Source organism: Acidovorax sp. SUPP1855, assembly GCF_030158955.1.
Classification (GTDB): Bacteria; Pseudomonadota; Gammaproteobacteria; order Burkholderiales; family Burkholderiaceae_C; genus Paracidovorax.
Window position 1 is genome coordinate 150866 of record NZ_BQXI01000003.1, and the last position, 20833, is coordinate 171698.

The 20833-nt window shown below is 61.9% G+C and carries 21 protein-coding genes and 3 tRNA genes; 17 read left to right on the plus strand and 7 right to left on the minus strand.

From position 1 onward, the window contains the following. The first annotated feature begins 164 nt into the window (after positions 1–164). From AVMA1855_RS03850 to AVMA1855_RS03880, 7 genes are all read left to right on the plus strand, one after another. Positions 165–455 (plus strand): hypothetical protein, encoded by a 291-nt coding sequence (locus AVMA1855_RS03850; protein ID WP_284424679.1) that lies wholly within the window; start codon positions 165–167, stop codon positions 453–455. Between the two features lie 62 nt (positions 456–517). Continuing rightward, entirely contained in the window at positions 518–952 is a 435-nt protein-coding gene (locus AVMA1855_RS03855; protein ID WP_284424680.1) for a hypothetical protein, read from the plus strand. After that, complete coding sequence (locus tag AVMA1855_RS03860; RefSeq protein ID WP_284424681.1) at positions 949–1386, plus strand: hypothetical protein; 438 nt, start codon at positions 949–951, stop codon at positions 1384–1386. Before AVMA1855_RS03855 ends, AVMA1855_RS03860 begins: the two co-directional genes overlap by 4 nt. Further along, positions 1383–3245: a DNA cytosine methyltransferase gene (locus tag AVMA1855_RS03865; protein ID WP_284424682.1), complete on the plus strand. Its 1863-nt coding sequence runs from the start codon at positions 1383–1385 to the stop codon at positions 3243–3245. Before AVMA1855_RS03860 ends, AVMA1855_RS03865 begins: the two co-directional genes overlap by 4 nt. Before the next feature lie 248 nt (positions 3246–3493). Continuing rightward, positions 3494–3757, plus strand: coding sequence for a nicotinamide mononucleotide transporter (locus AVMA1855_RS03870; protein WP_284424683.1), 264 nt, complete (start codon positions 3494–3496; stop codon positions 3755–3757). Further along, a complete protein-coding gene (locus AVMA1855_RS03875; RefSeq protein ID WP_284424684.1) occupies positions 3754–4164 on the plus strand; it encodes an ASCH domain-containing protein in 411 nt (136 codons plus the stop codon). The genes AVMA1855_RS03870 and AVMA1855_RS03875 overlap by 4 nt, the downstream gene beginning before the upstream one ends. 208 nt (positions 4165–4372) lie before the next feature. Continuing rightward, complete coding sequence (locus AVMA1855_RS03880; protein ID WP_284424685.1) at positions 4373–5500, plus strand: tyrosine-type recombinase/integrase; 1128 nt, start codon at positions 4373–4375, stop codon at positions 5498–5500. A 114-nt stretch (positions 5501–5614) separates the two neighbouring features. Here the strand turns inward: AVMA1855_RS03880 and AVMA1855_RS03885 are convergent. From AVMA1855_RS03885 to hrcA, 3 genes are all read right to left on the minus strand, one after another. Continuing rightward, positions 5615–5691, minus strand: a tRNA-Arg gene (locus AVMA1855_RS03885). 232 nt (positions 5692–5923) lie between these two features. Further along, positions 5924–6000, minus strand: a tRNA-Ile gene (locus tag AVMA1855_RS03890). Positions 6001–6019: 19 nt separating this feature from the next. Beyond that, the gene (gene hrcA, locus AVMA1855_RS03895) at positions 6020–7024 is read right to left on the minus strand and encodes a heat-inducible transcriptional repressor HrcA (protein WP_284407617.1); all 1005 of its coding nucleotides are present in this window, start codon (positions 7022–7024) and stop codon (positions 6020–6022) included. A 28-nt stretch (positions 7025–7052) separates the two neighbouring features. On the opposite strand from hrcA, the gene AVMA1855_RS03900 reads away from it, so the two are divergent. The 3 genes from AVMA1855_RS03900 to rapZ are packed head-to-tail and all read left to right on the plus strand — an operon-like array spanning position 7053 to position 10485. Then, positions 7053–7949: an NAD kinase gene (locus tag AVMA1855_RS03900; RefSeq protein ID WP_284424686.1), complete on the plus strand. Its 897-nt coding sequence runs from the start codon at positions 7053–7055 to the stop codon at positions 7947–7949. Then, a complete protein-coding gene (gene recN, locus AVMA1855_RS03905) occupies positions 7950–9617 on the plus strand; it encodes a DNA repair protein RecN (RefSeq protein WP_284424687.1) in 1668 nt (555 codons plus the stop codon). It abuts the gene before it with no gap. Between the two features lie 4 nt (positions 9618–9621). Beyond that, positions 9622–10485 carry an RNase adapter RapZ gene (gene rapZ / locus AVMA1855_RS03910; protein WP_284424688.1) on the plus strand — a complete coding sequence of 288 codons (864 nt, stop codon included), beginning with the start codon at positions 9622–9624 and terminating at the stop codon, positions 10483–10485. 39 nt (positions 10486–10524) lie between these two features. Here the strand turns inward: rapZ and mutY are convergent, their stop codons facing one another. The 3 genes from mutY to mutM form a co-directional block, all read right to left on the minus strand. Next, positions 10525–11565, minus strand: a complete 1041-nt coding sequence (gene mutY / locus AVMA1855_RS03915) for an A/G-specific adenine glycosylase (protein ID WP_284424689.1) — start codon at positions 11563–11565, stop codon at positions 10525–10527. Continuing rightward, the gene (locus tag AVMA1855_RS03920) at positions 11562–13523 is read right to left on the minus strand and encodes a dynamin family protein (RefSeq protein WP_284424690.1); all 1962 of its coding nucleotides are present in this window, start codon (positions 13521–13523) and stop codon (positions 11562–11564) included. Before AVMA1855_RS03920 ends, mutY begins: the two co-directional genes overlap by 4 nt. Positions 13524–13631: 108 nt before the next feature. Then, positions 13632–14447 carry a bifunctional DNA-formamidopyrimidine glycosylase/DNA-(apurinic or apyrimidinic site) lyase gene (gene mutM / locus AVMA1855_RS03925; protein WP_284424691.1) on the minus strand — a complete coding sequence of 272 codons (816 nt, stop codon included), beginning with the start codon at positions 14445–14447 and terminating at the stop codon, positions 13632–13634. A 29-nt stretch (positions 14448–14476) separates the two neighbouring features. On the opposite strand from mutM, the gene AVMA1855_RS03930 reads away from it, so the two are divergent. The 7 genes from AVMA1855_RS03930 to pth all read left to right on the plus strand — a co-directional run bounded on the left by AVMA1855_RS03930 (position 14477) and on the right by pth (position 20326). Further along, positions 14477–16267: a tetratricopeptide repeat protein gene (locus AVMA1855_RS03930; protein WP_284402292.1), complete on the plus strand. Its 1791-nt coding sequence runs from the start codon at positions 14477–14479 to the stop codon at positions 16265–16267. 119 nt (positions 16268–16386) lie between these two features. Next, positions 16387–16806, plus strand: coding sequence for a lipoprotein insertase outer membrane protein LolB (locus AVMA1855_RS03935; RefSeq protein WP_284402291.1), 420 nt, complete (start codon positions 16387–16389; stop codon positions 16804–16806). 5 nt (positions 16807–16811) lie between these two features. Next, positions 16812–17675, plus strand: a complete 864-nt coding sequence (ispE, locus tag AVMA1855_RS03940) for a 4-(cytidine 5'-diphospho)-2-C-methyl-D-erythritol kinase (RefSeq protein ID WP_284424692.1) — start codon at positions 16812–16814, stop codon at positions 17673–17675. A gap of 24 nt (positions 17676–17699) precedes the next feature. After that, a tRNA-Gln gene (locus AVMA1855_RS03945) sits at positions 17700–17776 on the plus strand. A 44-nt stretch (positions 17777–17820) separates the two neighbouring features. Continuing rightward, positions 17821–18795 (plus strand): ribose-phosphate pyrophosphokinase, encoded by a 975-nt coding sequence (locus AVMA1855_RS03950; protein ID WP_272548852.1) that lies wholly within the window; start codon positions 17821–17823, stop codon positions 18793–18795. A gap of 147 nt (positions 18796–18942) precedes the next feature. Beyond that, complete coding sequence (locus AVMA1855_RS03955; RefSeq protein WP_272564888.1) at positions 18943–19578, plus strand: 50S ribosomal protein L25/general stress protein Ctc; 636 nt, start codon at positions 18943–18945, stop codon at positions 19576–19578. Between the two features lie 139 nt (positions 19579–19717). Beyond that, the gene (gene pth, locus AVMA1855_RS03960; RefSeq protein WP_284424693.1) at positions 19718–20326 is read left to right on the plus strand and encodes an aminoacyl-tRNA hydrolase; all 609 of its coding nucleotides are present in this window, start codon (positions 19718–19720) and stop codon (positions 20324–20326) included. A 60-nt stretch (positions 20327–20386) separates the two neighbouring features. Here pth and AVMA1855_RS03965 read toward each other — a convergent pair whose 3' ends face one another. After that, positions 20387–20656, minus strand: coding sequence for a YfhL family 4Fe-4S dicluster ferredoxin (locus AVMA1855_RS03965; RefSeq protein ID WP_272564890.1), 270 nt, complete (start codon positions 20654–20656; stop codon positions 20387–20389). Positions 20657–20833: the final 177 nt, after the last annotated feature.

The window sequence follows — 20833 nt, forward strand, 5'->3', positions numbered from 1 at the left end:
CGGGCGGGACTCGACCCGCCCGCGTCGAGCGATCGCCCGCGCTGGCCCCCGCCCCGCGAATCCCCGACCGGCCTCGATTTCAAAAGCCGAGCCGCCGGCGAGCAGGGAGATTGATCCCGCAGCCGAGCCCTTCATCCACAACCATTTTTGCTATCGAAATTGACATGAAAACGATCGAGAACAACCTGAATTCTGACCATGCGGCGCGACCTGTGCTGAACGCATTTCAAGCGGTCCGACCTCGGGGCGTAGATCTGCCGAGCGCCGCACCCATCAAGCCCAACCGGGGTAGAGAACCCGGCCTGTTGAAGGGCTCACACGTGCGCGTCATGGACCGCAACGGCCGTCGCTCGGCGCCATTGGCGCCACGCACGGGCACGCTCACGGTGGAAGGCCAGAAGGCCGGTCAAGCCAGCGCGGACCGTCGCGCGGCACTGGTACGGGGGGGCCTGTGATGACAACAGTTCCATCGCCTCGCGCTCGTGCCTATCAGGCCTCGGACCTGCAACTACGCGCCGTGGAGGTCATCGACCTGGCCAGTCAGTTGGGCACAGAAGGCTTCCAAGGAATCGGCGTATTTGATCCATTGGGACGGTTCCTCGAGCACATCCTGGAAGACGGCCCGAAACACCCGAGTGTCGAGACGCTCGCCGCCGAGGTGCGGCCAGGCCTGGGCCTCGATGACGACGACGAATCGCTAGAACTCATGGGAGAAAACATGGCCGGCAAGGGCTTCTACGGTGTTGCGGTGCAGTTCGGCACGCCGGTTCGTAAGTACCTATCCGACACAGCTTGGCGCGCTGGCTGGGGATACCACTACCTCCGTTGGGTCTATGCCGACAGCATCGAAAGCGCGTGGGAACTGGGCGTTGCGTGGGCCAATGAGTGCGCCGAGAAGGACTTGACCAAGTTCAGGCAACCAGCAGAAAAAGCGGAAGGCCGTGCAGCATGACCGCCCCGACCAACACTCCCCAGGTGGAAACAATCCGCGCGCAATTCGAGTTGGCCTACGCGACCGCCTGGGCCTCCGACAGCCAGCGCACGGAGACTCCAGCGCAGCTTGCCGAGGTGGTGAAGACCTGGCGGGACAGTGACACCTACCCGATAGACATGCCGCGCTTGCGTTTTGGCTGGGAGGCCTACCAATGGGCTATTGCCCAGCGTGTCGCAGCGAAGGCAGTCCGAGAGTTTCACGCCGTGATCGCACCATGCGGCGAAGGCGTGCTTTTCTCAAAGCGGGCCGATGCGCGCTGGACGCTTACGGGCCAAGGCGTCGGAAGCGATGGGTTCGGGGTGCCGACGATCGCCGATGCATTCCGCGAAAGCTACGGTGATTCATCGCTTGAACTCGTGCAGGTGCGTGTGGTGGAAGGGGGAGCCGTATGAAGCCGCAGGAAGTGACCCATTTCCACCTGTTCGGCGGCGCCGGCAGCGGTGCGGCAGGCTTCGAGGATGCAGACCCGAGCATCGGCGCGATGAAGGGCCGCATGGTGCTGCTCGGCGGCATCGACGTGGACGCCCGGGCGTGCCGGGACTTCTTCACCATCAATGGCGTAGCGCAGGCCTGCGTGGATCTGTTCAGCCTAGACCAGTACCTGGCCTGGCACGGGCACATGCCGCCCGAGGGCTGGCGCGAGGCGACGGCCGACACAGTGCGCGCAGCGGCGCAATGGCGTTTTCCTGACATCGTGTTCCTGTCGGCACCGTGCAAGGGCTTTTCGGGCTTGCTGCCAGCGTTGCATGCGTCCACGTTGAAGTACCAGGCGCTCAATGAGCTGACGCTCCGCGGGGTGTGGCTGATGCTGGAGGCCTTCGGCGACGACTTGCCCGGACTGATCGTGTTCGAGAACGTGCCACGCATCGCCACCCGGGGCCGGCACCTGCTGGAACAGATCGTGTCGATGCTGCGCCACTACGGCTACGCCACGGCCGAGACCACACACGACTGCGGCACCCTGGGCGATGGCCTGGGCCAGAGCCGCCGGCGCTTCCTGCTGGTGGCGCGCCTGGTGCGCAAGGTGCCACCGTTCCTCTACGAGCCGCCCAAGCGTGCCCTGCGCTCGGTGGGAGAGGTGCTGGGCCATATCCCTTTACCTGGCGATCCTGTGGCCGGGCCTATGCACCGCATGCCTGCGCTGCAGTGGAAGACCTGGGTGCGCCTGGCCTTTGTGGAGGCTGGCAGCGACTGGCGCAGCCTGAACAAGCTGGCGGTGGAGAACGGGCACCTGCGGGATTTCCTGATCCTGCCCGAGATGCACCACGGGGTGCTGGGAGTGAACCCGTGGAGCGAGCCGACGGGCGTGGTGGCCGGGGCATCGCGTCCGAGCAATGGCACGTTCTCGGTGGCCGATCCGCGCTTTGCCCCGTCTGCGGCATGGAAGGATGGCCAGGCGCTGGGCGTGCGCAACTGGGGCGAGTCCACAGGAACAGTGGCGGGCCAGACGGGAGCGCTGCAGGGCGCCTACAGCGTGGCCGACCCGCGCCACGCAGGCCCGGCAAAGCACAGCAATGAGTTCCGCATCGTGCCCTGGGATGACTCGGCCCGCGCCGTGACCAGTGCACATGGCACCGGCCAGGCGGTGGCCGATCCGCGCGGTGGCGATGACCCAGCAGGACTTCACGGGAAATATCACGTGACGCCTTGGGGCGAGCACACCCGAGCGGTGATCGCAGGAAATGCCAACGGCGCCGCCGTGGTGGCCGACCCGCGCCCGAACATGCGCCGCGACAAAGGGGATGCCTACCTCACAGCCGGGCACTATGGCGTAGCGCGCTACGACGCACCGGCAGGCGCGGTGAGTGCATCGGCATGCCACGACAACGGGCCGTGGAGCGTGGCAGACCCCCGTACATCGCCCAGCTCTGCCTTCGGATATCCGGCACTTCCAAGGCCGAACGACAAGCTGGTGTGCCGCATCGAGGCGCGTGACGGCACCTGGCACCGGCCGTTCACCACGCTGGAGCTTGCCTGCCTGCAGAGCTTCATCGACCCGGAGGAGTATTTCGCGCCCGATGGACCGGCCAGTCGTGGCGAGCGCTTCGTGCTCGATGGCGAGAGTGACCAGCGGTGGCGGGAGGCGATCGGCAACGCCGTGCCGCGCAAGTCGGCCAAGGCGATAGGCACGGTCATGGGCCAGACCATCCTGCTGGCAAAGAACGGGGAGACGTTCGTGCTGGGCAGCACGCCGATCTGGGTGCGGCCAATGGTGGCCGCGCTGGCGGTGGCTAGCGGAACTGGCCCGTGATGCGCTCGATCGCGGCCTCTACTCCCTCCTCGAATTCGAGCACCCCGCCTTCGCGTTGCCTCAACCACCCGTGGGCGGCTTCCCTCAACTTTTCCAGCGATGCAGGCCCTACCGCCAAGGCTTGGCGCTCTGCATCAAGGACTACACGCAATGACAGTTTCTCCATTTTTTCACCTCGTATCGAGCAAGAGCGCCCGTATGCAAATTCTGGTGTCACGACAGACCAGCACCCAGGAAGGCGGTGAACAATGAACGGGCTACCGTACATCGAGATCTCGGCCGCCCTGCTGGGGGTGGTGGGCACGCTGCTACTGGCGGGGCGTTCGCGCCTGGCTGGCTGGGGGTTCGTGGCCTACCTCGCCAGCAACGCGGGGTGGCTTGTGTTCAGTTGGAATATGGCGCTTTGGGCACTGTTCGCGCAGCAGTTGGTGTTCACCGGCTGCAGCCTCTACGGCGTGTGGACGTGGCTGGTGCGGCCGGCGTTGGCACACACGAGAGGCGGTGCCCAATGATCCCCGCATTGAGCATTCGCCAGCCCTGGGCTTGGCTGATCGTGCACGGGTACAAAGACATAGAGAACCGCGACTGGCCGACCAACTTCCGCGGCCCGCTGCTGGTGCATGCAGGTCTAACGATGGCCAAGTGCCACTACGAGCAGACGGTGGCCGACCTCACGGCGGCCGGGTTGTGCCCGCCAGACCTTCCGGCATTCCACGATCTTCCGCGGGGCGGCTTTGTGGGTTGGACCCGCTTGGTGGACTGCTGCATCGACCACCCATCGCCTTGGAAGATGGAGGGCCGGCATGGATTCGTATTGCGCGATAGCCGCCCCATTTCGTTTGTTCCCTGGGCGGGCCGCCTGGGCTTCTTCAATGTACCGAAGGAGACAGTCCCTTCGTTTTCGGAAGCGTCCGCATGACGCAGCCGCGCTTCATCCGCGCGGGCCAGGCCCCAGCCTACCTGGGCATGGACCGCAACAGGTTCACGGAAGAGGTGCGACCGTCCCTGACAGTGATTCCGATAGGCAAGCGCGGCAAGGCCTTCGACCGGCTGGAGCTGGACGAGTGGGCGAACCTGTATAAACAGTCTCGTGGGCGCCCTGGTCGCACCGAGAAAGGAGCGATTTCATGCGAACTAGGACCAAAGGAATCCAGCTGGCCAGCGACGGCAGCAGGAGCGTCGATAAGCAATACAAAGGCTCGCGGATCTTCGAGCGGCTCGGAAAGGTCACCCAGGACGAAGCGGAGAGCTGGCTCAGGCAGCGCCAAGCAGATCTCGACGCCCAGCGGATCAACCAACTACGCTGCGGCGATCAACAGTTGTTTGCTGCTGCTGCGCAAAAGTACCTGATCGAGAGTGAGCGTAAGAAATTGCGCTCCCTCGAAACGGCGGCCTATCACGTGGCCCTGCTACTGCCCTATGTCGGAAGCATGGCGCTGGTGGACGTTTGCAATGACTCCCTGCAGCCCTTCATTGATGAGCGGCTGGACGAAGACGAGGTAAAGCCATCCACGGTGAACCGAACGCTGGAGGTGGCGCGCACGATCATGAATCGAGCTGCCCGCCTGTGGCGAACCGATGGGAAGCCATGGCTCGCCACCGCGCCATTGATCGAGATGCTGGACGAGAAGGCCACCAGGCGCCAGCCTTACCCCATCACCTGGCAGCAGCAGGCAAACGTATTGCCCCGGCTACCGGTCCACCTGCAGCGAATGGTGCTGTTCGCCCTCAACACCGGGGCGCGCGATGCCAACGTTTGCAGGCTGCGTTGGGAGTGGGAGCGCCAGGTGCCCGAACTGGGCCGCAGTGTGTTCGTGATCCCGCCCGCTGAGTTCAAAACCAACCGCACGCACGTGCTGGTCCTGAACGATGCGGCGTGGAGCGTTGTGCAGGAATGCCGGGGCATGCATCCGGAATTCGTTTTCACCTACCGCCGGGAGAGGGTCAAAAACCATCACCTGGCGCCCGTGATGGACTACAAGCCCATCGCAACGATGAACAACACCGCGTTTCAAAACGCCAGAGCTGCGGCCGGGTTGGAGCGCATGCGCGTGCACGACCTGCGGCACACCTTCGGCCAGCGCTTGCGCGATGCCGGCGTACCGGAGGAAGACCGGGCGCTCCTGCTGGGGCACGCGATCGATGGGATGCCACAACACTACGCCACGGCGACGATTGCCAGGCTGGTGGAGATGGCCAACAAGGTGAAAGAGACGTTCGACAGAACCACCCTTCTGCGGGTGGTCAACGGCTAGAAAATTTGCGTGGCTTGGGAAAGTCACGCAAAAACTCACGCAGCGCGTGAGTCAGGCACCCGAGGCCTGGAAACGAAAAAGCCCTGGAACATTGCTGTCCCAGGGCTTACCGTTTGGTGCGGCTGGCAGGAATCGAACCCACGACCCCTTGGTTCGTAGCCAAGTACTCTATCCAGCTGAGCTACAGCCGCTAAGCTTTGAATTATAGCATCTTTTCAACGCCGCCATTCATTTCTTGTTTTGATTTTTACGCGAACTCTGTGAGGAATTTCGCAATCAAGCAAGACTTAAATTCTAACCCATCTTTTGATGGCTGCTCGGCTTCGTTCGCAGAAAACGCAAGCATCTCAACTCTCATGTCCACGCATACGCCTGAACAGGCACACGAGGAATTGCCATGAACAGCCATCAAGCCCGTTGAACTGGTAGGGCGTGAGGGACTTGAACCCGCGACCAAAGGATTATGAGTCCTCTGCTCTAACCAACTGAGCTAACGCCCCCCGCGCCAATTGTATGTGCTTACTTGCGGTAACTCAGCGCATTGGAAACCAGCTTGGACGTGATGTCCACGATCTGGATCATCCTGTCGTACGGCATTCGGGTTGGCCCGATGACACCCAGGGTGCCGACGACTTGACCGTCCACTTCATAGGGAGCGGTGACCACCGAAAGCTCCTCGAACGGGACAATCTGGCTCTCCCCGCCAATGAAGATACGCACACCATCTGCACGGTTGGAAACATCGAGCAAACGCAGGATTTGCGTCTTCTGCTCGAACAGGTCGAACGCACGGCGCAGGTTGCCCATGTCGTTGGAAAAGTCGCTGACTGCCAGCAGGTTGCGCTCGCCAGAAATCACCACATTGTCCTGAGACTCCGCCATCGCCTCCGAGCCGACATTGACCGCAGCCTGCATCAGCGAGCCGATTTCTTCCCGCAACTGATCCACCTCCGTCTTCAAGCGCTCGCGCACTTGGTCCATGTCCATTCCGGAATAGTGGCTGTTCAGGAAATTGGCCGCCTCCACGAGATGCGATTGCGAGTAGTCCACATCGGTGAAGATCACGCGGTTCTGCACGTCTCCTTCAGGGGAGACGATGATGACCAGAAGCCGCTTTTCGGACAATCTCAAGAATTCGATGTGCCTGAACACCGAGGCACGCCGGGGCGCCATGACAACGCCCACGAACTGGGAAAGGCTGGACAACAAATGCGCCGCGTTGGCAATCACCTTTTGCGGCTGCTCTGCAGCCAGTTGCGGCGAATACAGCTGTTCGCGCTGCACTGTCAACATGGTGTCAACGAACAGGCGATACCCTTTGGCCGTCGGAATTCGGCCGGCAGAAGTGTGCGGGCTTGCGATCAGTCCGATCTCTTCGAGATCGGCCATCACGTTACGGATGGTGGCGGGAGAGAGGTCGAGACCGGACGCGCGCGACAGCGTACGCGAACCCACGGGTTGGCCATCGGCTATGTAGCGCTCTACGAGCGCCTTCAGCAACAACTTGGCACGGTCATCAAGCATTGAATCATTTTAATGATCTAATTTCCCAATGAAGCTCAGGTTCACACGGGTCGCACTCTTCGGCAAGTACCAGCCGCTCACTTCCAGCGTTATTTCTGACAGTTCGCGCAATGCCGTACAAGAGGTTGCCCAGTTCCTCAGAAATGAAGGCTGTGAACCCATACTGGAACAGGAAACGGCGAACAACACCGGTATTTCTGACTATCCGGCGATGCCGGTGGAACAGATCGGCAAGGAGTGCGATCTGGGGATGGTGATAGGGGGAGACGGCACGATGCTGGGCATCGGCAGGCAATTGGCCCCGTACAAAATTCCGCTGATCGGCATCAATCAGGGACGGCTGGGCTTCATTACCGATATCCCTTTGGGCGAGCATGCTTCGGCACTGAGGCCGATGCTCCATGGCGAGTACGAAGAAGACGCCAGACCCCTCATGCATGCCTGCGTGATGCGTCAGGACGAATGCGTATTTGAAGCACTGGCACTCAACGACGTCGTCGTCAATCGTGGCTCCACTGCCGGCATGGTCGAATTGCGGGTGGAAGTGGGCGGGCATTTCGTCTCGAACCAAAGGGCAGACGGGCTGATCATCGCTTCGCCCACTGGGTCCACAGCCTATGCGCTCTCCGCGGGAGGCCCGATGCTGCACCCCGCAATTCCTGGTTGGGTGATGGTCCCCATCGCACCCCATACGCTGTCCAATCGACCCATCGTGCTGCCGGATTCGACGGACATTGCGGTGGAAGTCGTAGGGGGCCGGGACGTCAGCGCCAATTTCGACATGCAGTCGCTGGCATCGCTCCAGCATGGCGATCGGATCGTGGTTCGGCGGTCGGAGCACTGCGTGCGCTTCTTGCACCCTCGAGGCTGGAACTATTTTGCTACGTTGCGCAAAAAGTTGCGCTGGAATGAAGGGGGCTCATAGATGGCGCTCAAACGGATCGCATTGCGCGATTTCGTCATCGTGGATGTCTTGGACCTGGATCTTCACAAAGGATTTACGGTTCTGACCGGAGAAACGGGTGCAGGCAAATCCATCCTGATCGATGCCTTGCAAATGCTGCTGGGCGGCCGCGCCGATGCCGGGGTGATTCGCGAGGGCACCGAGCGTACGGACATCTGCGCTGAATTCGATTGCCCACCCAGTTTGTCTGCATGGCTTGATGAAGCTGGCATACCGCAGGAGGAAAGCCTGCTGCTTCGCCGAACCATCGATCGGCAAGGAAAAAGCCGTGCTTGGATGAACGGCATTCCAGCAACCGCCACCCAAATGCGGACCCTGGGGGCGCATCTCCTCGATATCCATGGCCAGCACGCATGGCAGAGCTTGACGCGCCAGGAGGCCGTTCGCAGCCTGTTGGATGCCTATGGCGGCATCAGTACCGCGGCGCTGGAACCGCTTTGGACTCGCTGGCGTGACGACCGCAAAGCGGTAGTGCAAGCAGAAGCGGCCAGACATACCCTGCAACAGGAGCGAGAACGACTGCAGTGGCAGATCAGTGAAGTCGAAAAGCTGGGCCCGGCATCCAGCGAGTGGGAAGAACTCAATACCCAGCACAGCCGCCTTTCTCACGCCCAAGCCTTGCTGGACAGCGCGCAAACGGCCCTGTCCGCGCTGGAGGATGAAGAATCCGGTGCACAGACTCAATTGAGCCGCGCCTGCCATCTGCTGCAGGAGCAGCAAACCCTCGATCCCGAATTCAAGGCGATGGGAGAGGTTCTTCAATCGTGCATGGACCAGGCGGCCGATGTGGCCCACTCATTGCAAAGCTATCTTCGACACACGGAACTCGATCCCGAGCGCCTTGAACAGTTGGATTCACGCCTGTCGCTGTGGATTTCGCTGTCACGCAAATACAAGCGGGCACCATCGGAACTGCCGGCACTGCTGGAGGGATGGAAAGCGGAGCTCTCCCAACTGGAGACGGCAGCAGACCTGGAAGCGCTCAATGCGGCCGAACAGGCCAGTGGCACAGCCTATCGCAAGGCGGCGCAGGCTGTGTCCCGGCAGCGGACGACCGCAGCGCCACGGCTTGCCCAATCGATCACACAAGCCATGCAGGGCCTGGGCATGGTGGGCGGGCGGTTTGAGGTGCTTTTGGAACCGACACCGGAACCCGGCATTCAAGGTCTCGACAGTGTTTCTTTTCTGGTCGCAGGGCATCCCGGTGCCACGCCCCGACCCGTTGGAAAAGTCGCTTCTGGCGGGGAGCTGTCTCGCATCTCGTTGGCCATTTCCGTGACGACTAGCCAGTTGGGCGAGGCCCCTACCCTGATTTTTGACGAGGTGGACTCAGGCGTCGGAGGCTCCGTCGCCGAGACGGTGGGACGGCTGATGCAGCAGTTGGGCCGCGATCGCCAGGTGCTGGCCGTTACCCATCTTCCGCAGGTGGCGGCCTGTGCGGATCACCATCTGATCGTGGCAAAAACCAGTCAGGATCAGCACACCACCAGTCAGGTGGCCGTGGCGAAGGGAGAAAAACGCGTGATCGAAATGGCTCGGATGTTAGGAGGGGAACGCCAGTCGAAGGCGACCATGGCGCACGCACGCGAGATGCTCACCAGCAACCAACCCGCACAGATCAAGGCATGACGAAATGACGCTAGAGGTCGTATTGATCACAGGCATGGCGGGTTCCGGCAAATCCGTTGCCCTGCATGCCTTGGAAGACGCAGGCTACTACTGCGTAGACAACCTGCCACCCGAGCTGCTGGCCGCCTTCGTGGCGCTGGAGCATCAGCACCATGGCAACCGGATTGCCATCGCAATGGATGTTCGCAGCGCCACCGCATTACCGCTGGTTCCGCAGGAATTAAAACGCCTGCGCGGCGAGGGCGTGGTCGTCCATTCGCTGTTTCTGGATGCCACCACCGACACATTGATCCGGCGATTTTCGGAAACGCGCCGGCGCCATCCCCTCTCCAGAGACGAGTGGACAGAAGGCCAACGCGCGTTGCTGCAAACCATCGAACTGGAACGTGAACTGCTGGCCGAGCTGCGTGAGCAGTCCCATGTCATCGATACAAGCGCCATTCGAGCAGCGCAATTGCAGGGCTACGTCAAAAGCCTGATGCCCGCCCTGCCCGGTCAACTGACGCTGGTCTTCCAATCGTTTGCGTTCAAACGCGGGGTGCCTGTCGATGCGGATTACGTCTTCGACGTGCGCATGCTGCCCAATCCCCACTATGAGCCCACGTTGAAGGCATTGACAGGCAAAGACCAGCCTGTCATCGACTATTTACAGCACCAGGCTGATGTGAAACTGATGCAGGAACACATCGCGCAGTTCCTTTCGCACTGGCTGGAGCCTTTGGCGCAGAATCATCGAAGCTACGTGACCATGGCCATTGGCTGCACGGGCGGACAACACCGCTCGGTTTATTTGGTAGAGCGCTTGGCAGCGCACTTCAGCCAGCGTTGGACCACCCTGCGGCGGCATCGTGAGCTGGACGGCCTGTGACTTTCACGTCTCGCCACAGAGTGGCGAGACGTGGAAAAATCAGGACAGGTCCAGCAGCAATTTCCGGATGGGCGTTGGCATACCCAAGCGGTCCCAATCGGAAGCACCGAACCAGGCACCATCCACCGGAAGGTCCCATTCCGCTTGCCACGGGATTTGCACGGGATGGAGGTGCAGATCCCGATGGGTCAGGACATGAAGAAATCCCTCCAAATCCTGAAGCGGCGCAGGCCGTGATGCCAATGCTGTTTGCAGTGCTGCGCGTTCCTCGAACACCGGCAGGCAGTGCAGACCCGCCCAAATGCCGCTGGAGGGACGCTGCTGGAGCAAGACACGCCCATTTCCGTCCTGCAGCAGCATCAGCCACCACGACTCCGCACGACGCGACAATTTGCGGGTCCGCACGGGATAGCGTTCGGGGTCTCCGTCGCGGCGGGCTTTGCATTGCCGGTTCAAAGGGCAGACCATGCAGGTCGGTTTCTTTGGCGTGCACACCGTCGCTCCGAGATCCATCAGACCCTGGGTATAGCGCGGCATCGCATGCTGCAGATCACTGACTGGCAGCAAGGCACAGGCCTGATCCCAAAGAAGACGCTCATTCTTGGCGATTGCCAAATCGGCCGTGAAGCCAAGCACTCGCGTCAGCACCCGGCGAACATTTGCATCCAATATGGGAACACGCTCGGAAAAACAGAAGGCCGTGACCGCACCAGCCGTCGATCGGCCGATTCCCGGCAACTGGGCCAAGACCTCGGCGGTCCGAGGAAACTCGCCCCCGTGCAAATCCACGACTTGCTGAGCACAACGGTGCAGATTGCGGGCGCGACTGTAGTAGCCCAAACCGCTCCACAAGGCGAGCACCTCACCCTCCGTTGCCGCAGCCAGCGACTGCACATCTGGAAATCGCGCCAGAAAGCGTTCGTAATAGCCCAAGACGGTGACGACCTGGGTTTGCTGCAGCATGATTTCAGACAGCCACACCCGATAAGGATCTCGTGTTTGCTGCCAAGGCAAATGGTTGCGGCCATGCACCGCCTGCCACCGAACCACATCGGTGGCGATTTCCGGGGTGTCGCTCATGCCAGGGCAGTTTGCGGGCTGACCTGGGGCGGCTCGGCGCGCGGGACGGCTGCGAGTTGCTCCGTCATCTCATTCAAGCGCGTTTCCATTTGCCCCAACTCCTGCTCGGCCATTTCAATCTCCGCAATGCGCTCCACCAAACCGCTTGCTGCGTGCTGAATGCGGTCCACCGCTTCGATGCGACGTGCAAAGCTCCGTTTGCGCTCTCTCAATTGGGCATCCAGTTGCGCTGTTGCGGATTTGCTCCAAAGCTCCAGATCGTTGGCGACCGATTCAAACACCGTACGAAGCCGCATGCCGAGCGCACGGAACAATCGCTGCGCGAACTCAGGCTGCGCCAGTTTGAGGGCATTGCCCACGCCCAGGTACTGCAAATGCCGCTGCTCAATTTGTGCGATTTCCTGCAGGAAGGGCTCCAGTTGCGGAGTCGGAGGCACTTGGAGTGAAAAGCCGAAGTCCGTGTTGAGCTGTCGGAATGTACCGCCCAACATGGCATGGATTTCAGTGCCCGAAGATTGCGCCTTGTCCACGATGGCCTGCAGCCGCTGGAAGGTCTCCGCGTAGACTTTGCGCACGCCCAGCTTCAGTCCCTTTTGCTGCAATGCGTCTGTGAGCAGCGCCAGTTCGGCCTTCAGCGAACGTGCTCCGAGCTCATGGAAGATATCGCGCAGCAATTTGAGATGGACCGCACGCACCGCCTGAATCTTCGCGGTGCTCAGCTCGAACTCCCGCTGCTCCTGCTCGATCCGAGTGCGCATGGAATCGATGACGGAAGCATTCTTTCCGCGCAAACTCCGCAATTCCAGCATCTGGTCATCGAGATCGCGCCGGCGGATGTTGATCACGCGGGAGGTTTCCGAACGCAGGCCGGCAATGCCCGCTGCCACGGCAGAGCGGAGAATGGACTGGCGCTTGCCCATCACCCCTTGTGCCAGCGCCTCTTCCAAAAGAGGCAAGCCGCTGCGCTCCAGCAACAGGTCATCGCACTGGATTTTGGCGATCAACCCTTTCTGGGCTGACACCAGCATGACGTGCTCTTGCGAGATACCCAGCATCTCGGCAGAGGTCAGGCGCTGGCGCTCCAGTTGTTCTTGAACCTGCTCAGGCGAGTTCAGGGTGTCCCACAGTGTGTCGATCTTGTTGAGGACCACCAAGCGGGCATCCGCATTTTCAGACGGGGCTGCCAGATGTTCCCGCCAGATCAAGAGATCGGACCGCGTGACCCCGGTGTCCGCCCCCAGGATGAAGACCACCGCATGCGCCTGTGGAATCAGATTGATCGTGAGTTCGGGCTCCGCACCCACTGCGTTCAGTCCGGGCGTATCCAGAATGACCAAGCCCTGCTTGAGCAACGGATGGGGAATATTGATGAGGGCATGGCGCCACATCGGAACTTCCACCAGGCCGCTGGCGTCCGGTACCGGGTTTTCTTCCGGCAGGTCGTCGTGCCAGAAACCCAGCGCTCGCGCTTCATCCAAGGTGACGCGACGGACCTCGGCCACCTTCTCGAGCGAGCGGGCCATCTGCCCCGCATCATTGACATCCAAGGGAATCTGCACCCAGCGTTCGGGTTTCAGGCGCCACTCGGCCAGTCCCTGCACCTGCAGCCGGGTGTCGATGGGAAGCAGGCGCAGGCTCACAGGCACGCCGGGGTCGTAGCCCAATTCCGTCGGGCACATCGTCGTTCGTCCCGCGCTGGCAGGCATGATCCGGCGGCCATAGTCGGCAAAGAAGATGGCGTTGATCAGTTCGGACTTGCCCCGTGAAAACTCCGCGACGAAAGCCACCATGACTTTGTCGCTGCGCACTTGACCCTCCAGTCGCTGGAGCTTCTCGCCAACAGCCGCATCCATGAGGGAATGCGACGCCATCCAGTCGGCCAACTGCTTCAGTTGAAGTGCGAATGCCCGACGCCACGCGCCGTGCTGGTCGAACTGTTCGTTAAAAGAGGGTCCCACTTTGCTCCCGAGTGTCGCTGCGCCCGCACGTGCAGGAGCCTTCGCAAAATATAGCACCCCACGAACTTCTTGAAAGCTCGAAACGGCGTGGTGCCACCCCTCTTAACCCTATGCCTTCTGGCAACGGATGCAATAGTAGGTGCTGCGCTGGCCTTGCCGGATCATTCGCACTGGAGACCCGCAGGCCCGGCACGCCTCGTTGTGCCGTCCATAGACATGCGCCTCCAGCTGGAAATGGCCCTCACTGCCGTCCGCGCTGGCAAAGTCCCGCAGCGTGCTGCCGCCGCGCTCCACCGCGCGCGCCAGTACCTCGCGGATGGCTGCGTGCAGGCGGCGAACCCGCGCCAAGCCGATGGTCGATGACTTCACGGTCGGGCGGATGCCCGCCAGGAACAGCACTTCCGATGCGTAGATGTTTCCAACCCCCACCACCACTTTGCCGCTGAGCAAGACCTGCTTCACAGGCGCCCGGCTCGCACGCAAACCGGCAAATAGGCCGTCGACGGTGAACAGGTCGGAAAGGGGTTCCACCCCCAGTGAACCCAACAGCTTCTTCGCTTCTTCAGCGCCCTCGTCTCGCGCCCAAACCACTGCGCCGAACCTTCGAGGATCCCGCAGGCGCAAGGTCCCCAAGGTCGTTTCCATTTCAAAATGGTCGTGTGGACCACGCGCTTCCAGCGATTGCCCCAGACGAAGGCTCCCTGACATGCCGAGATGGATCAGGAGAAGCCCTCCGTCCAGGTCCAGGAGCAAATACTTGCCCCGGCGCCGCACTGCCGTGATGGTGCGGCCAATCAACCCCTCGGGCGAGCAACCGAGTGGCCATCTCAATGGTTTGCCCACCGTGACCGACTGGATTACCGCGCCGGAAATCCCCTTCGCGATGCTGAGTCGCGTTACTTCCACTTCCGGCAACTCAGGCATGCCTGCACGCTCCACAAAGACGTTGAACCATGGATTATTATGGGTTGATGGCGCAATCACATCGACTCTGGACCATCACCCTGGCATGCGCCATGGTGACGGGAACTCTTTCTGCACAGGCGCAAAATTCGCCGGCACCGACATCGCAAGCCGGGCTTCGAGCGTCTCAGGAGACTTCCAGCGATGCAGCCGCCGCGCTCGACGCAGAACTGTTCTATGAAATCCTGCTCGGGGAGATCAGCACCACGGGAGGGGATCCCGGCACCGGTTATTCGCTCATGCTCGAAGCAGCCCGCCGCAGCGGCGATGGCCAGCTTTATCGACGGGCCGTCGAGATTGCCCTGCAATCGCGCTCGGCCGAATATGCGCTGGCGGCAGCGAGGGCATGGAAAAGCGCACAGCCTCAGTCGCGCGAGGCCAACCGGTACGTGTTGCAGATCCTCATTGCGCTCAATCGCATCGAGGAGACGTCCGACCTCCTCAAGCAGGAATTGGATCAATCGCCTGCGAATGACAGGGCGATGACGCTCCAGGCCATTCCGCAGTTGTACGGACGGGCCAGCGACAAGGCCATGGCCGCCAAGGTCGTCGAGCAGGCGCTGGCAGATCAGCTTAGCAACCCGGCATCCGGCCCGTCCGCATGGATCACCATCGGCCGAATGCGTCTGGCCGCGGGCGACAAGAAGGGTGGACTGGAAGCCGCACGCCAGGCCCAGACCATGGATGCGCCCGCCGAAGGCGTCGCCTTGCTGGCGCTGCAACTGCTGGAAGCCGGCGAGACAGAGGCCGAGCCATTGGTTGCCCGCTATCTGGCCGGGACACCCAAGCCGGAAATCCGCATGGTGTACGTTCGCACCCTGCTGGACTCACAACGCTATGCGGAAGCCTCCAAGCAGGCGGATCTGCTGACCCAGAGCACGCCGGACATGGCAGAAGCCTGGCTGGTCAAAGCCAGCCTGCATTTGCAGGCCAACCGCCTCGATGAGGCGTATGCGTCCCTGACGCAGTTTCAGAAACTCCTCGAGGCACTGCCTGCGAGCGATCCGCGCCGCAGCGCGATGACGCAGGCATTCCTGCTGCAAGCCCAGATCGCAGAAAAGCGGGGCAACCTGGCGGAAGCGGAGGCTTGGCTGGGCCGGGTCGAGAACTCCGCAGAACTGCTGACGGTGCAAAGCCGCAGGGCATCCCTGCTAGCTCGCCAGGGCAAGTTACCTGAAGCTCTTGCGCTCATTCGCGCGCTGCCCGCGAAGACACCCCAGGAAGAGCGAATGAAATTGCTCGCCGAGGTCCAGCTGCTGCGCGATGCACAGAAATACCGGGAAGCCTATGAAGCCCAAGCCAAGGCCGTTGCCTTGGCTCCGCAAGACAACGAACTCGTCTATGACCAAGCCATGCTGGCCGAAAAAGCGGGCTTGCTGGACGAGATGGAAAAGCTGCTGCGGCAGATCATTGCCCGCCAGCCCGACTACCACCATGCCTACAACGCCTTGGGATATTCATTCGCGGAGCGCGACATCCGGCTGCCGGAAGCCAAACAGCTGATTGCCAAGGCGCTGGAATACGCGCCCGGCGACCCGTTCATCATGGACAGTCTCGGCTGGGTCGAGTTTCGGCTCGGTAATCGGAAAGAAGCCGCGCGCTTGCTCGGCGATGCATTCAAGGCGCAGCCCGATCCGGAAATCGCGGCCCATCTGGGCGAAGTGCTGTGGTCGCTTGGAGAGCGCGATCGCGCGACATCTGTCTGGAAAGAAGGCCTGCGGCTGAACAAGGACAACGACACCCTGCGCCAGACTTTGAAGCGCCTGGGGGCCAACCCTTGATGCGGCATGCCGCAAGCGGTGTTCGCCGCGCAGATGCCAAAAGCGCCTGGCCTGCCTGGAGTACCTGGCTGGCAACGGTGGCCTTCTTGCTCCTCACGGGTTGTGCGCAGCACGCCCACTTGGCCACGCAGGATGCAGCGCCCAGCGATGCATGGAGCGGCCGGCTCTCGCTGCAAGTGGACGATCCCGCCGCACAACCGTTGAACGCTGCATTCGAATTGCGAGGCGCCCCCGAACAAGGGGAACTGACGCTTCTCAACCCCTTCGGCAATGTGATGGCCAAGCTGGCGTGGTCGCCCGGGCTGGCCACACTGACCAACGGATCGGAAACGCGACGATCCGACTCGCTGGACGCGCTGGTCCTGCAGCTGACAGGCAGCACGGTGCCGGTTTCCGCCTTGTTCGGCTGGCTCAAACGCGAACCCATCGCGGTCGATGGCTGGGAGGCAGAACTCGACGGCATGGACCGTGGAAGGCTCGTCGCTCACCGTCGCAGCCCCTTGCCGCACGCCACACTGCGCATTGCCCTGGACCGCTGAAACACATGCGGTCTTTGCACGATGTGCCGGCGCCGGCCAAGCTCAATCTCTTTCTGCACATCACCGGGCGACGCGCCGACGGCTATCACCTGCTGCAATCGGTGTTCATGCTGATCGATTGGTGCGACACGCTCCATTTCGAACTGCGCGAGGACGGCGGGATCACCCGGGAGGACCTGTCGGAGGCTCTGCCCCCACAAGACCTTTGCGTGCGCGCAGCCTCGGCCTTGCAGCTTGCCACCGGATGCACGCTGGGCGCACACATAGGCATTGAAAAGCGAGTTCCAGCGCAGGCGGGTATGGGGGGTGGTTCGTCCGATGCGGCCTCGACCCTGCTGGCCCTCAACCGATTGTGGAACCTGCAACTGACGCGTGGGGAACTGGAGCGCATCGGGCTGTCGCTGGGCGCCGACGTGCCATTTTTTTTACGCGGCCATAACGCTTGGGTGGAAGGAATTGGTGAGACAATACGCCCGCTTGAGAAAGCGCATGCACTGCCAAGAACACAATTCCTGGTGGTCAAACCAGAAGCGGGATTGGATACGAAATCGATTTTTTCGCACCCTTCCTTAAAACGCGATTCTGGCTGTGCTACAATCTTAGGCTTTGCTGCAGCACACTACCAGTTTGGAAGTAACGATCTGCAGCCGGTTGCTCAAGCAATGTGTCCCGAGATCGGTCAAGCCCTTCAGTGGCTGGAATCGAAAGGGTTACAAGGCCGAATGACTGGCTCGGGAAGTGCAGTGTTTGCGCAGATGCCACAGGCAGTGAACTTGCAAGACGCGCCCGGCGCGTGGCAAGTCAAGGCATGTGAAAATCTGATGATTCATCCTCTGGCAGGATGGGCCTCGGATCAGGATTTCGGTTGATTACTTTCAGTGATCGACCTGTGTAGGGGAGTCGCCAAGCTGGTTAAGGCACCGGATTTTGATTCCGGCATGCGAAGGTTCGAATCCTTCTTCCCCTGCCAAATACTTTCGCACACGGGCTTTTTTTTAGACTGCTGGGTCGCTCATGCAAGCCAATCACCCCGACTTCATGGTTTTCACCGGCAACGCCAATCCTGGGATGGCGGCGGACATTGCCCGGCACCTCGGCACCACGCTGGGTGCAGTGGACGTAGGCCGTTTCTCCGACGGCGAAGTCACTGTCGAAATCAAGCAGAACGTCCGTGCCCGCGATGTGTTCGTCGTGCAGTCGACCTGCGCGCCGACCAACGAAAACCTCATGGAACTGCTGATCATGGTCGATGCGCTCAAGCGCGCTTCGGCCGAACGCATCAGCGCGGTGATCCCCTACTTCGGCTACGCACGCCAGGACCGCCGTCCGCGCTCCAGCCGCGTGCCGATCTCCGCCAAGGTGGTGGCCAACATGCTGCAGGCCGTGGGCGTGGCCCGCGTGCTGACGATGGACCTGCATGCAGACCAGATCCAGGGCTTCTTCGACATCCCGGTGGACAACATCTACGCATCGCCCGTGCTGCTGGGCGACCTGCGCCAGAAACAATACGACGACCTGATCGTCGTGTCGCCCGATGTGGGCGGCGTGGTGCGCGCACGGGCCCTGGCCAAGCAGTTGAACTGCGATCTGGCCATCATCGACAAGCGCCGCCCGAAGGCCAACGTATCGGAAGTGATGCATGTGATCGGCGAGATCGACGGCCGCAACTGCGTGATCATGGACGACATGATCGACACCGCCGGCACGCTCGTGAAGGCCGCTGAAGTGCTCAAGGAGCGCGGCGCCAAGAAGGTGTACGCCTATTGCACGCACCCCATTTTCTCGGGCCCGGCCATCGAGCGCATCGCCAAGGGCTCCGCACTCGACGAAGTGGTCGTGACCAACACCATCCCCTTGAGCGAAGCCGCCAAGGGATGCACCAAGATTCGCCAGCTCTCCGTGGCACCGCTGATCGCAGAAACGATCCAGCGCATCGCCAAGGGAGAGTCGGTGATGAGTCTGTTCTCGGACCAGGACAACCTTTTCTGATGACGTCCGCCCTCGGGGCGGAAGGGATGGCAGACCTCCTTCGGGAGGTTTGTTCGTTCGGGAACACAAGCAGGTCCGCTGCCAGGTGGCACGGGTCTTTTTCAACAGGGCTGAGCTGGTCGCGGCCGGCCCTCACAGGAGCTAACCATGAACTTCGTCGCTTTTGAGCGCGCCAAGCAAGGTACGGGTGCGAGCCGCCGTCTGCGCAACACGGGCAAGACGCCCGGCATCGTCTACGGCGGTGCCGCCGAGCCCCAACTGATCGAGATCGACCACAACGCGCTGTGGCACGCCCTCAAGAAGGAAGCCTTCCACTCCAGCGTGCTGGACATGGAAGTGGCCGGCACCACCTCCAAGGTGCTGCTGCGTGACGTGCAATACCACCCCTACAAGCAACTCGTGCTGCACATCGACTTCCAGCGCGTGGATGCCAAGACCAAGCTGCACATGAAGGTGCCACTGCACTACAGCGGCGCTGAAGAATCCGACGCCGTGAAGGTGGACAAGTGCCTGGTCAACCCCGTCGTGAACGAACTCGACGTGTCGTGCATGCCTTCGGACCTGCCCGAATTCATCGCCGTGGACCTGACCAAGCTGAAGAAGGGTGCATCGCTGCACCTGAAGGACATCAAGCTGCCCCGCGGCGTGAGCGCCGTGATCCGTGGCGGCCAGAACAACCCCGTTCTGGTGTCCGTGACCAACCCCGTGGTCGAAGTGGAAGCACCTGCTGCCGACGCAGCACCTGCCGCCGACGCCAAGGGCGGCAAGGGCAAGAAGAAGTAATTAATCTTCTCCCCAACTGTCGCCGTCCCGGCGACAGGAGGAGGGCAACCTCCTGGCGGGCCGCTCCGGCGGCACCGCTCCGAACGGCCCACCTGCGTGGGCCGTTTTTCTTGGGCACACACGGATAATCGCGGACACCATGATCAAACTGTTTGTGGGCCTGGGCAACCCAGGGCCCGACTACGACGCCACCCGCCACAACGCCGGATTCTGGTGGATCGATGCACTGGCCCGCGAACTGAAAACCACGCTGGTGCCGGACCGCAACTACCACGGCCTTGTCGCCCGCACGAACGTGCATGGGCAGAGCGTCTGGCTGCTGGAGCCCCAGACCTTCATGAATCTCTCGGGCAAATCGGTGGCGGCGCTGGCGCGGTTCTTCAAGATCCAGCCCGACGAAATCCTGGTGGCGCACGATGAACTCGACATCGCCCCGGGCCATGTGAAGCTCAAGCGCGGCGGCAGCCATGCCGGCCACAACGGGCTGCGCGACATCCATGCGCAATTGGGATCGGCGGATTACTGGCGCCTGCGCATAGGGATCGGGCACCCGGGCATCAAGGCGGAAGTGGCGAACTGGGTGCTCAAAAAGCCGTCGCCCGACCAGCGAACGCTGATCGAAGACAGCATTGCCCATTCGTTGAAGGCGCACCCGGCGATGCTGGCGGGCGACATGGAAAAGGCCACGCTGCTGGTGCACACGACCAAGCCCCCACGCCCCAAGCCGCCACGGCCGGACGGCGTTTAACTGCTATTTTGAGAGCTGCCCGCGCAATACCTTCTTGCGTGGGAGACGGAACCGCCTGAATCAGGACGCCGCGCCCTGGGCCGCCGCGGCTTGCAGGCGCTCGTACTTCTGGAACAGGGTTTCCCGGCTTTCCACGTGCTGCGGGCTGACCGGAATGCAGGCCACGGGGCAGATCTGCACGCACTGCGGCTCATCGAAATGGCCCACGCACTCGGTGCATTTGGCCGGGTCGATTTCATAGATGGCCTCGCCCAGGTAGATGGCCTGGTTGGGGCACTCGGGCTCGCACACGTCGCAGTTGATGCACTCGTCGGTGATCATCAAAGCCATGGCGATCTCCTGGCACAGGCCTGGGGCGCGCGAAAGGCCGCAAGGGCACGGAGGGCGGACGTCATGCCAGGATTATCCCCGCCCTGGCAAGTCCCTGGCGCAGGCGGGGCGGTCTGCCCCCCTGCCCCATCCCCGCGCGCACCGCGCCGTGCCCATCCGGCCCCGCGCCGCAACGGG

Bases quoted from the DNA above. Each gene is read 5' to 3' on its own strand.
- rapZ (WP_284424688.1), top strand. From the start codon at position 9,622: ATGACGCTAGAGGTCGTATTGATCACAGGCATGGCGGGTTCCGGCAAA.
- AVMA1855_RS03865 (WP_284424682.1), top strand. From the start codon at position 1,383: ATGAAGCCGCAGGAAGTGACCCATTTCCACCTGTTCGGCGGCGCCGGC.
- AVMA1855_RS03950 (WP_272548852.1), top strand. From the start codon at position 17,821: ATGCAAGCCAATCACCCCGACTTCATGGTTTTCACCGGCAACGCCAAT.
- AVMA1855_RS03880 (WP_284424685.1), top strand. From the start codon at position 4,373: ATGCGAACTAGGACCAAAGGAATCCAGCTGGCCAGCGACGGCAGCAGG.
- mutM (WP_284424691.1), bottom strand. From the start codon at position 14,447: ATGCCTGAGTTGCCGGAAGTGGAAGTAACGCGACTCAGCATCGCGAAG.
- AVMA1855_RS03850 (WP_284424679.1), top strand. From the start codon at position 165: ATGAAAACGATCGAGAACAACCTGAATTCTGACCATGCGGCGCGACCT.
- AVMA1855_RS03930 (WP_284402292.1), top strand. From the start codon at position 14,477: ATGGATTATTATGGGTTGATGGCGCAATCACATCGACTCTGGACCATC.
- recN (WP_284424687.1), top strand. From the start codon at position 7,950: ATGGCGCTCAAACGGATCGCATTGCGCGATTTCGTCATCGTGGATGTC.
- ispE (WP_284424692.1), top strand. From the start codon at position 16,812: ATGCGGTCTTTGCACGATGTGCCGGCGCCGGCCAAGCTCAATCTCTTT.
- AVMA1855_RS03870 (WP_284424683.1), top strand. From the start codon at position 3,494: ATGAACGGGCTACCGTACATCGAGATCTCGGCCGCCCTGCTGGGGGTG.
- hrcA (WP_284407617.1), bottom strand. From the start codon at position 7,024: ATGCTTGATGACCGTGCCAAGTTGTTGCTGAAGGCGCTCGTAGAGCGC.
- mutY (WP_284424689.1), bottom strand. From the start codon at position 11,565: ATGAGCGACACCCCGGAAATCGCCACCGATGTGGTTCGGTGGCAGGCG.
- AVMA1855_RS03965 (WP_272564890.1), bottom strand. From the start codon at position 20,656: ATGGCTTTGATGATCACCGACGAGTGCATCAACTGCGACGTGTGCGAG.
- pth (WP_284424693.1), top strand. From the start codon at position 19,718: ATGATCAAACTGTTTGTGGGCCTGGGCAACCCAGGGCCCGACTACGAC.
- AVMA1855_RS03900 (WP_284424686.1), top strand. From the start codon at position 7,053: ATGAAGCTCAGGTTCACACGGGTCGCACTCTTCGGCAAGTACCAGCCG.
- AVMA1855_RS03860 (WP_284424681.1), top strand. From the start codon at position 949: ATGACCGCCCCGACCAACACTCCCCAGGTGGAAACAATCCGCGCGCAA.
- AVMA1855_RS03875 (WP_284424684.1), top strand. From the start codon at position 3,754: ATGATCCCCGCATTGAGCATTCGCCAGCCCTGGGCTTGGCTGATCGTG.
- AVMA1855_RS03955 (WP_272564888.1), top strand. From the start codon at position 18,943: ATGAACTTCGTCGCTTTTGAGCGCGCCAAGCAAGGTACGGGTGCGAGC.